Raw genomic sequence first — 10,989 nt, 5'->3', positions numbered from 1 at the left:
ATTTCTTATATTAGGTGATTATAATGATAGAACTTGATGCCATTGCGTTAGGGGAAGAGATTAAACGACTAAGAAAGCTAAACAAATTAACACAGTCTCAACTGGCTAACGGGGTTTGCACACAAGCCGCAATTAGTAGAATAGAGTCAGGTCTTGGATTTCCAAGTGTCGACATATTCTATGTCGTTTCAATAAGACTTAAAGTGACTTTGCCCTATCTCTTTAAAATACTTTTAGGTGACACGGATTACTATATAATTGAGACTGAGAAATATCTTGAGGATTTATTGAAAAACAAGAATTACGAGGAAGTATTTGAAATCTGTTCAAATGAACTATCACAAGAAGAGAAAAACAGAAAAATGGGATATAAATTTGATCAACTAATTAAATGGACACATACTTTATCAAGCTATTACTTAAAAAAAATTAATTTCGAAGAAGCCATAAATAATTTAGAGAAACTACTTGATAAAACTCATCCTCTATTTGGACAAGACTTTCTCAATATTAAAATCCAGAACAGTATAGCAATAATATATGCTGAGAATAAGTTATATCAAAAAGGTTTAAAACAATATATAACAATCCTCACCTAAAAAACTTCCTAACTCAACATCCTAGATTTTTTATAAAGGTCCATTATAATTTATCAAAGCTATACTTCTTACAAGGAGAATATAGCCCTTCTCATCAACATGCAGAAACAGGAATCAATATTTCTAAGATGCACGAAGATATGTCGATGATTGGTCATCTTTATTTCCAAAAAGGAATGTGCTACGAGAAGTTGAATAGAAGTCTAAATGAAATTAAAGATTGTTACAAAAACTCTTTATTCTTGTTTCAAATCATATCTAGAGAAAAGTATATTGATATGGTTCTTGAGAAAAAGGGGCATTTTATAGATGATGTTTAAAATGTATATCCTTAACTTATATAAAATAACCCTCTACTTATCAATGTTGAGGGTTATCCTTATCGGTAACTTATTTGTACACTATCGATCACATTTCAATTATGGATCCTTCAATATTGCCTTGCCTGGTGTAAGGAAAGAAGACATATTTTATCATGAAGTAAATTTTTAGTTAAAATCGAAAAAATTTATAATAAACAAATGGATTCTGACTCTGTTTGTAACGGGTTTGGTTCAGAGGTATAAAACAAAAATTAAAGTATGAACTGTTAGTTAGTTTTTTCAAGCACTACCAGATAAAAGCATAATCTGTCCGTCAAAAAGGAGCGGAATTCCGCTCCTTTTCTTACTCCAGCTATTTCAGTCATCGATATTATCAACTTCACTAAATCCATTCAATAGTGAAGAATTATCTTTTGTTAATTGAACATAAAATTTTCTACTACCTATTTTTAGGACTCATCTGCGTTTTTAATGTAAAGTTGAACATTTTTAAATTGATTTTCTAAGGCTTGTTGAATTGTTACATTTTGATTATTTGGATGTGCTGCTCCCTTGTCCATTTCACTTATAACTGTTCTAAAATGCTCTTGATAATCTTTCATCTCTAATCCTTCTTCGCTAAAAACCTTGATTACTAGGTCATTTTTTTGTTCATTTTCTAATTTCAACCAGGCTCTTATAGGTTGTTCAGTAGACACTAACTCTGAGTCAGTATCTTGAACCGATACTTCTTTTACTTCATTATGAGTAGTGCATCCTGTCAAAATTAAAAATATCAGTAAAATACCAAAAAAATTTTTCATAATTATCTCTCCCTTTTTAATTAGATCTACCTATAATTTTAAAAGCTTCTTTATGAAGAATTTTTCTTTTATCTATGTTGGATTTGTTATCAATAGGTCGTTCTAATCTGTTATCTTGCGATTGATTTAAACCTTCTAGAATTAAATTCATTGATAGGATTGTTAAAGCAAAAAAGAGAACTGGAATTACAAGTAACCAAGGTGATAATGCTAATTGGTAAAAGTAAGTCCCTATTAAACCTGACCACTCGTTTGTTGTTGATAATGCATATTCTGGTTCCCCATTAAAGAGTTCAGCAAAATCAGAACCGCCAATAAATATTTTCAACAGTCCTAAGTGTGCAAGTAGTAGCAAGGTTTGAATGATTTGTTGGACAAATTGAATAGCTAAACGGGGTTTTAAGATTGGTAACATGTGCTTTTTAAAAATATGAAAGTGATTTCCACCAAAAATTCTTGCTGCGGATACAAACTCCTTTTTTGAAATTTGGGTATATTCATCTTTGAACACATGAGAAAGTGTTGGTAAAGCTACTAGAATTAGAACTATCATCTGAATAGTCGTTTTTTGTGAGACTGATAAGGCGTTTGAGATATTAATTGGGAATAAAATAAAATAACAAAACAAAGTTGCTGGAATATACCTAAATGGCTCTGTGCTACTATTAATTAATCGTTTAATAAACGGAGTTAGGGTATAAAAAAGATATCCCATTGCCATACCTAACATGATTCTAATTACACTTATACCAACGGCTATCCCAATGGTATACTTTGCACCTGAGATGATCTTATAAAATAGGTCATTCCCTAGTCGGTCGGTACCAAACCAAGACTGTTTAGATGGTGCATAAGGGGGTGAGCCAATGGCTTGACCTTTCTCATTATAAATAATTCCAGTCTGAGGAATTTCATTATTCATTATAAGATAATGATATATACTAAAAACGAATAATGTAGCCATAAACAAAAAACCTACTATAAATAAATAATTTTTTACAAGTTTCTTTTTCAAATTTGATCACCTACCCAAAAATGAAGTAGTTTTTGAAATATCAGTATGATGATATATAATGGAACAAAAATTAAAATAACACACAAAGTAAAAACTTCTGGTGAACTAAATCGAATAATAAAAGCTGTAATTCCATGAATATTAAATATATATTCAACCATGACTAAATTTGAGAGAACAAACCATACAATAAATTTTGATTGAGAAAATAAGTTTACTAAAGTATTAGGCAGAATATGCTTTATTATAACTTCACTTTTTCTTAGTCCTTTTGAAACAGCAAATTGTACATACTCTTCAATTCTTTCTTCGTTAAATCGTAGTGTTAATATTCGAGCGATAAAAAATGTTGGGAGGATACATAAGGTAATTAACGGGATTGTTAATGCTTGTTCCTCATACCCTGACACCACACTGAATAATAAGACATCGGTTTTCTTATAGAACCAAATAACAAGGGCTTGAACTACGACAACAAAAAAGATATCAGGGATAGACTCCGTAATAAAAAATATGAACTTACTCCTGTTTCTCCACTTATCAGGTAGTAGAGTTATAGATATAGTCAACACTACCGCAGTAACTGTTGAAATAAGAACTGTTAATAATAATAGCGACATTGAAAACAAATAGGGCTCCCATACATCAGGGAACAATTCACGTGGGGGGGAAGTTAGGGAATAATAGTAAACATCCAATGATATTATTGATTGTACCAGTAACTTAACACCGTTTATATAACTAGTAAAGTCAATATTCTCCCCGTTAAACATAAAAGGAAATGATCCTACTAAAATTATAAATAGAATGCTTATTACAATCTCCATAATACTCTTCAAACAACCCAGTATATTCAAAGGATCACCTCCAACCAAACTCCTCTGTTAAGTATATTCCTTTTAAACTTCTAATTAACAGTATGGAAATGAATATTGTGTGAATTTTTAAAAAATAAAAAATTTAAATTACATTATAAATTTACGGATATGTAGAGGTAAGAATGAATTTCACTTGATTCTTATGACTAACTAGCTTTTGCTTTAGAAATTTCTTGAATTAATATATCTATGTTTGCAGCATCTGAGATGTTTTCAATCTTGTTTTCCTCATTTACTAAGATAATAAATGGGACTTTTTTAACAAAGTAATTCTCCATAATATCTTTTGTAATAATAAAATGAATATTGGCATTGGTCTTAATATGATCATGATCAAATTGATCGTGACTTATAATAATAATTCGATGATCAGATACACTGTTTAACAAGCTTTCAATTACACGATGACATGTAGAACATGTATTGGAAGCAAATACTAGAACTGTATAAGCAGTTTCATGATTAGCCAGTTTCACCATCTGACCTTTGTGATTTCTCATTCTGAATAAGGGTGCTTCTTGATTTATTTTTAATTCCAATTCCTGTAATTGATTTTTATCTACACGAAAACGCAAAAGAAATTCTTTCACCAACTTTGTTAAAGAAAACATAAAGACCATTTGAACCATAATAAATACCCATAATAAAATATTTGATATTTCAAGCCATTTATTCACAATACGATTCCTCCTACTTTATCAGACTAATTATCTGACTCCTTAGAATATATAGTTGTTTTATTACAGCAAAGAATAATATGATTGACCATAATAAAAATAATTCAAAATAAATATAAGAAGGAAATACTTCTTGGAAGCTATATCCCATGAAGAGTGAGTCAACCCTACCAAAAGGTTGGTCGGTAAAAATAAGCCATACAATCACTAGTATAAATACCAAATTTCTATGTACAAGGAACCACGTTAATTTGTGGTTGTTAATTATTCCACCACATCCACATGAAATCATACTTCTCCCGCGAATTAAGTTTATTGATATAGCCAAGTTATATATCGTTAACAAAGAGATTAAGAAACATAAAACAATATTTTGAAGGAGACCTATCATTAATAGAAAGCCGAAAATGATTTCCATATACACTTCAATTGTAGCTAGGGGTACAGTCCATTTTCTAGGAAGAATTTGATATTCCATAACTATTCGAATATGTTCATCCATTTTTCTGAATTTAGAAAACCCAGAAGTAATAAATATAGTAGCTATCATTACTTTCGTAAGAACTAAAAGTGTTACCACCCTTATTCCCACCTTTCTTAACGAGTGTACTTACTCATACCATTTTGATTGAACATTAAACATGTGGAAGTATTCACTTCTTGACAACATTAGTTCTTCATGAGTCCCTTCTTCCACTAGCTCCCCATCTTTCATTACTAAAATTCTATCTGCTAACTTAGCAGCTGCCATTCTGTGGGTAACTATTATAGAAGTCTTGTTTGAGGTTAATTCATTAAATTTACTAAAAATCTCTACCTCGGTCTTAGGGTCAACAGCAGCAGTTGGTTCATCTAATATAAATATCTCAGAATTCCGAAATATTGCTCTAGCAAGCCCGATTTTTTGCCATTGTCCACCAGATAAATCTCTTCCTTCATATAATATTTTTCCAAGTTTTGTAGAAAACCCTTCTTTCCAAGAATTAATTAAATCATCTATTCCAATTGTCTTTGATACTTCAACTAATTTATTCCAATCATCGTAATTTTTTATATCACCAAAAGCTATATTGTCTCTCACTGAAAATGGATATCTAATAAAGTCTTGAAAAATTACGGTAAATTTCCCCCATAATTGATTGAGATTTATATTGCTACTTTCTACTTCATCAAAAAATATTTGTCCAACTGTTGGTTGATATAGTCCCAATATACATTTTACTAATGTTGTTTTCCCAGAACCATTCTCTCCAACTATCGCTATCTTTTCCCCAGTTTTAATAGTAATATTTACTCCTTTTAGAGCTGGTTTTTCACTACCTGGGTAATTAAATTGTAAATTCTTAATGTATATACCCTTTTTTAAAGGTGTAGGAAAATCTTTATTAATGGAAAAATTCACATGAGCTTTACTTTTATCACTGTAATCAAGATAGTTAAAAAGATCCTCAATATACAAACTTTCTTCGTATATCCTCGCTAAATTGGTACTAATCATATTTATTGAATTTTGTGCACCTAAAAACGCTTGTCCTAAAGCAACAAAGTCTCCTATTTTTTTTATCATTCCACTATGAATTAACCAAATTAATACAAGTGCTGTTACACCATAAAAAAAGGAACTTACGGCGTCTAATGCTATGTACGCAAATTTCTGCTTCTTTAAAAGATGTAACATTTCTTTGTTGTTTTTAGAAGATATTGATTCCCATCTATGAATTAAAGAAGTTCCTATATCAAATATTCTTACTTCTTTTGCAGCACTTCTATCATGTAATAATTCACGAAGGTAGTTTGACTCTCTGGCGCTTGGAGTCTGGTAGCGAAGAAGATGAAATTTTTTATTACCAAACTTTGATTTAATTAAGAGAATAGGAATTGCTGTTAATATGCTTATTAGAACTAGTATCCAATGATACAAAAGCAGAAAACCTAAGAGAGATAACAAACTTATGGAAAACTCAACTATGCTAAAAGCACTTTTTATTGGTGATAGAACCTTTGATCCATAGTCTCCCTTTATTCGATTATGGTGATAAAAGAACTCAGGCAACTCGAAAGTTGAATAAGGAACATTTATAGATTTTTTTGCCGTTAATTTACCTACCTGCAAATCGATCTTCAATTCAGCATCAGTATCAATTATTTCTTTTAAATTTTGAATTGATGATTGAAATACATACAGAACAAACTGAAGAAATAATAGAAAAAATAGCATCTTGTAATCTGAAGAAGAATCAACTAAAACATTTGAAACTTCATCGATTAATAATTTGGTTACCCATAAAAAAGCTAGAGGAAGGAATCCCTTAATTAAACTTACAAAAATAGATGTTAATACCCAATATCTCGCATTGTCCCAAACCAGTTTTATTGCCCTTTTTAAAAATTTAATTTTCATTTTTGCTCTCCTGATGACGAATTAAAATTAAAAGACCAGTTTTTTTTATACTGGTCTTTTAATTTAAGCTACTAACATAAACATCCTACTATGTCTGTGCTGCAAAGTTGCCCTGTTGCTGAATCGTAATACTCAATAAAATATACTCTACCAACTGTACTATCATTTCTGAAGCAAGTTTCTCCGCAAAAACCTTTTCTAGTCCCGCTATCACATGGATATGGCATTAAGTTCACCCCCTTTCAAATATGCTGAGTACATGTTAAAATGTTGTTTTACCGAACCAGATTCTTGAATGAATTCCCCATTTTGATTTATTAAATAAAATGTTGGATATCTTTTAATATTCCAGAGTTCAATAAACTCCAAAGGCAATTTCATTAATGGAATTTCTTTCCCATAAATTTTTGCGAATTCTTCAATTTCATATATACTTTCAGCTTTCAAGATATTAATAATAGGCAGATTATATTTTTTATTTTCCAACAAAAATTCTTCAAGTGCAGAGTGACAATATGAGCATGTATATGATGTTATAGCAACAACAAAAAAGGAATTTTTAGGTAATATTTCTTTTGGTATATACTCATATATGCTACTTCCAATCAGTTTATTAGGTTCAACCTTATTTTGTGATTTTGGAAGTTGTATGACCTCATGCATGAACTTTTTGAACTCTATTAAATATAGCGAAAAAATTATTGAAGTTAATAATGCCATTACTAGAATAAAAATGATCGATATATTATCCATGTGCACTCCCTTTCTTTATGCTTTTAAATCTATAAAATAATTATAATTTAGTATTTTCTGTTAATATATATGCATTTATGCACGATTCTTCAAATTAACCAAAATTCTGAGAAAATTAGACATAGAATTTATTTCGTCATCCTTAAATCCTTACTTTGTAAATTCATAATTCTATTACATTCAATAATTAATTGTGTTTCGTCATTTTACGAGGGTAGCTAGAAAATACCCTTCAATTTAAACAACCATTTTATAAATAGAAAAAGACTATTGAATTTTCAATAGTCTTTTCGCGTATTTAAATAATTTTATTATTTAGTTTCTGAATATCTTCCACTACTTTTTCGTAATACTCTTTTTTATCTTCAATATAAAACAAATACTGGGCTTTTTTCAGGTGTTCTTCAGCACACTGAAAATATCCGTTTTTTTTATTTAATATCCCTATCATATGATGAGTCTTTCCCAATATAAAGCTTAATTGATTTGATTCTAGATAACTTAATAAACTATAAGCAATACCGATAGCTTCTTCATATTCTTTTTGATTGTAATAACAAAAAGCTAAATTGTATCCTACTCTTGGGTATATCGTTAAATCCATTTTAATCGGTAATCTACTAAGGGATGTAAATGCATCTTTGAAAATACAAAATGCATCATCTGTTTTATTTAAAGATAACCAAACTAAACCAAGAGAATTTGCAATTCCAATATCAATTTCTGTGGTTAGCTTTGAATTATTTATTGCAAGAAGCAACTTTTCAGCAGTTATATTATCTTTCTCATCCTCATGAACTAAAATTGCCTCGTGCCACTTAATAAATCTATCTAGAATATCAAGATTTAAACCCAGTGTATGTCTATCTTTTAACTTATGAAATTCATCAATTATATAACGTAACCCAACATAATTCATGTCATAAACATATCCTCTACATAACCTTTTAATATCCTTTAACATTTTTACTTCATCAGAGTTTATTCCATTAACAATATATTCAATTGGTAAATTTAATTTCTTACATAAATTGATTAGCACATCTACTCTAGGTAATTGATTTCCCTTTTCAATACGAAATAGGGTTGACTCATCACAAACACCTTCTGCTAATTCTTTTCTTGTTAAGCCTAAGTTTTTTCTATAATATTTAATATTTTTACTTATATCCTCCATTAAAATCTCCTCCAGTCGATGTATTCAAATATGCACAAGTGCTTATTTAAGTTAGTGTAGTATTATGAAATAATTAAACTATTAAATATGGTTAGGAGATACAAATAATGAAAATATTACTAACAACTTTCTTTAGTATATCTTTATTCTTCACTTCGCTAAATTCTGTACAGGTTACTAACGAAGAAGAAATAATGATTATCTGTTCAGAAGATGATTTAATAGGAGGAAATCATTCGATTTCAAATACATAGTTCATTACTACTATAATAGAAGATAATTCAATATTATTTTAATTTCCAGAATATTAGTGCTTATTTAACTTCCAAAAGTCGAAAACCCTAAATATGATTTTTTCTAAACACTTTTAGAATTAAAAGTAAAATTCATCCTGTGAAATATCAGGATGATTAAAGTACTATTGGCTTAGATGTAAAAAACAATAAGCACGAGACATAGTCTCGTGTTTATATTTTTTATTAAGAAGTAAGACCACTCAACATTTCATAGCATATCTAGTCTAGGTTCTTACTATATAGTTAGAAAAGAGTTGATAATAATAGAATTTTTTTAGGTATAAATCATTAACATCTTCTTCTACTTCTATTATTTCAATGATTTTATATGTGTTTGTGCATTCGATTTGAAATTATCAAATTTTGCATACAAAAATCCTTGAACCTTTCCTTTGGTTTTATTTGGCGATTTATAATTAAAATTTATCAACTTATAAATAAACTCCGAATTTTCATCTGGAATATTCTTTCTTGAAGGAAAACCAAATTCAAAAGTGCATTCACCGTTTGAAGAGGGGCTGTTAAAAGAATACTTTGCTTTAATTCCTGATACAATCAAGGCTTTATGATAAGCTGGATTTTTAAGTAGTTCCGTCTCATGCAGTGATTCACCTTTAATTTTCAAATTTTTAATTTTATCTTCCATCCAACTTATCCTCTCTGGAAGACCAACATCTTTATCAATTGAAATATCTACATCTGTGATTTCCTTAAACTCAAACGTATCTGAATCATCTAGCTGGTCATTCGTAAGGTTTAATAAAAATTTGACCCTAGTTTCATTATCAAAGACACCAAATAAGATTTTTTTTAGCTTTTTATTATTAACTAAGTTTTTATTTACTAGGTATTCTTTGATTAGCTTTATCCCTACTTCGTTGATATCATGAACTTCATCTGCTGTATGTTCCATTGCAATATTTAATGTTTTCTTATCATCAGATAATTGAAGTTCAATTGATCCAATATGTCGACTTTGTTGTGAAGCCCAATCTTTGGTTAGATCTGTCCTTTGGATTTCGAAATTAGCTTTCAATAGTTCTTATTGCCATCAACTGGTGATAATCTGTAAAAGTTTAGGATTCTGTAATTAGCTGACTTTTTGTCTACTAAATTCTCAATAGGTAAACTAAATTGTTTCAGGACAGTGTGTAAGTCTTCCTTTGACTTCCATTCTAACTGTCTGTTTCTTCTTTTTTTTGTAGCCTCTTTATCGCTCTGTTTCTCCCTAAGTTGTTCAAATTCATTTGGACTTAATAAACTCATTGATAACAATGGGATTGTATCTTTTCTATCACTACTACTTGTAAATACACCCTTTTGAGCAAGAAAATTTTTTAAATCACTATCAGTTAGTATCGTAGAATTTGCAATTAATGGTCTTAAATTGTCTCCAAATGGAAGTATCGTCTCAACGTCTAACTGATATGTTGCGCTTTCCTTTATTTGAATGTATTTCTCACTCATTAAATTACTCCTCACCTAAAGTTGTAATATTTCCATTAAAAGAGCGTACTGTTACCGTCACAACAAAATCTTCATGGTCGAATTGCCTTTTAACCTGTTGAACAATATTCTTGTGTTCTAATTCAAGATAATCAGGGAATAAAATAACTACTTGCTTAGTCCAACCTTTAGTTATTCTACTTGTTAATCCTATTATTCTTCTAAATGAATTATCACTGAAGCTCTCATTAACAAATAATAATAATTTTGGACCACTGTCCATTTTCTCGACTCTTATTGGTAGTATAGAGGAATTAATAAGTTGAACTGGTAGCTTATCCCCATAATTTCTTATTTCATAAGGGCTATTTTCATTATATCCAGATGGATGATAGAAAAAGTTTACATCACCATAATTTGCAATTGTATATTTAATAGATTTTATTAGAAAGTTAGCTCTCTTATTATCAACCAAATATATTGGACCAAAATTAAGACCTTCTGTATTTTTAAAATTATAAACTTCCTTCACGATATCTCTTTCCATATCGTCTTTACTTGAAAGCCAAAATATAACGCCGTATGTTTTTCTTTCTAGAATATGAGAATTCACACGAAGAT

At 29.6% G+C, this 10,989-nt stretch carries 13 protein-coding genes; 2 read left to right on the top strand and 11 right to left on the bottom strand.

What is annotated here, in order from left to right; all coding sequences use genetic code 11:
• Positions 1-23: 23 nt before the first annotated feature.
• The gene (locus ACOI1C_RS21525; protein WP_422512636.1) at positions 24-599 is read left to right on the top strand and encodes a helix-turn-helix domain-containing protein; all 576 of its coding nucleotides are present in this window, start codon (positions 24-26) and stop codon (positions 597-599) included.
• Positions 557-919, top strand: coding sequence for a hypothetical protein (locus ACOI1C_RS21520; RefSeq protein ID WP_422512637.1), 363 nt, complete (start codon positions 557-559; stop codon positions 917-919). Before ACOI1C_RS21525 ends, ACOI1C_RS21520 begins: the two co-directional genes overlap by 43 nt.
• Positions 920-1,371: 452 nt before the next feature.
• Here ACOI1C_RS21520 and ACOI1C_RS21515 read toward each other — a convergent pair whose 3' ends face one another.
• The 11 genes from ACOI1C_RS21515 to ACOI1C_RS21465 form a co-directional block, all read right to left on the bottom strand.
• Complete coding sequence (locus tag ACOI1C_RS21515) at positions 1,372-1,725, bottom strand: hypothetical protein (RefSeq protein WP_422512635.1); 354 nt, start codon at positions 1,723-1,725, stop codon at positions 1,372-1,374.
• 16 nt (positions 1,726-1,741) lie between these two features.
• The gene (locus tag ACOI1C_RS21510) at positions 1,742-2,740 is read right to left on the bottom strand and encodes an ABC transporter permease (RefSeq protein WP_422512633.1); all 999 of its coding nucleotides are present in this window, start codon (positions 2,738-2,740) and stop codon (positions 1,742-1,744) included.
• Complete coding sequence (locus tag ACOI1C_RS21505; protein ID WP_422512632.1) at positions 2,737-3,360, bottom strand: ABC transporter permease subunit; 624 nt, start codon at positions 3,358-3,360, stop codon at positions 2,737-2,739. Before ACOI1C_RS21505 ends, ACOI1C_RS21510 begins: the two co-directional genes overlap by 4 nt.
• A gap of 404 nt (positions 3,361-3,764) precedes the next feature.
• Entirely contained in the window at positions 3,765-4,295 is a 531-nt protein-coding gene (locus ACOI1C_RS21500) for a peroxiredoxin family protein (protein ID WP_422512631.1), read from the bottom strand.
• Between the two features lie 13 nt (positions 4,296-4,308).
• A complete protein-coding gene (locus ACOI1C_RS21495) occupies positions 4,309-4,875 on the bottom strand; it encodes a MauE/DoxX family redox-associated membrane protein (RefSeq protein WP_422512629.1) in 567 nt (188 codons plus the stop codon).
• A 30-nt stretch (positions 4,876-4,905) separates the two neighbouring features.
• Complete coding sequence (locus ACOI1C_RS21490; RefSeq protein ID WP_422512628.1) at positions 4,906-6,696, bottom strand: ABC transporter ATP-binding protein; 1,791 nt, start codon at positions 6,694-6,696, stop codon at positions 4,906-4,908.
• Positions 6,697-6,906: 210 nt separating this feature from the next.
• Positions 6,907-7,449, bottom strand: coding sequence for a TlpA family protein disulfide reductase (locus ACOI1C_RS21485; protein ID WP_422512626.1), 543 nt, complete (start codon positions 7,447-7,449; stop codon positions 6,907-6,909).
• A gap of 298 nt (positions 7,450-7,747) precedes the next feature.
• Complete coding sequence (locus ACOI1C_RS21480) at positions 7,748-8,626, bottom strand: helix-turn-helix domain-containing protein (protein WP_422512625.1); 879 nt, start codon at positions 8,624-8,626, stop codon at positions 7,748-7,750.
• A gap of 606 nt (positions 8,627-9,232) precedes the next feature.
• Positions 9,233-9,958: a hypothetical protein gene (locus ACOI1C_RS21475; RefSeq protein WP_422512624.1), complete on the bottom strand. Its 726-nt coding sequence runs from the start codon at positions 9,956-9,958 to the stop codon at positions 9,233-9,235.
• Positions 9,955-10,389: a hypothetical protein gene (locus ACOI1C_RS21470; protein WP_422512622.1), complete on the bottom strand. Its 435-nt coding sequence runs from the start codon at positions 10,387-10,389 to the stop codon at positions 9,955-9,957. Before ACOI1C_RS21470 ends, ACOI1C_RS21475 begins: the two co-directional genes overlap by 4 nt.
• Before the next feature lie 4 nt (positions 10,390-10,393).
• On the bottom strand, positions 10,394-10,989 hold a 596-nt coding region (locus tag ACOI1C_RS21465; protein WP_422512621.1), incomplete at its 5' end, for a hypothetical protein.

Source organism: Bacillus sp. DJP31, from assembly GCF_049310945.1.
In the GTDB taxonomy this organism is placed as follows: Bacteria; Bacillota; Bacilli; order Bacillales; family SA4; genus Bacillus_BS.
Note: the sequence above shows the minus strand (reverse complement) of the source record. Positions and strands in the feature narration are given on the sequence as shown.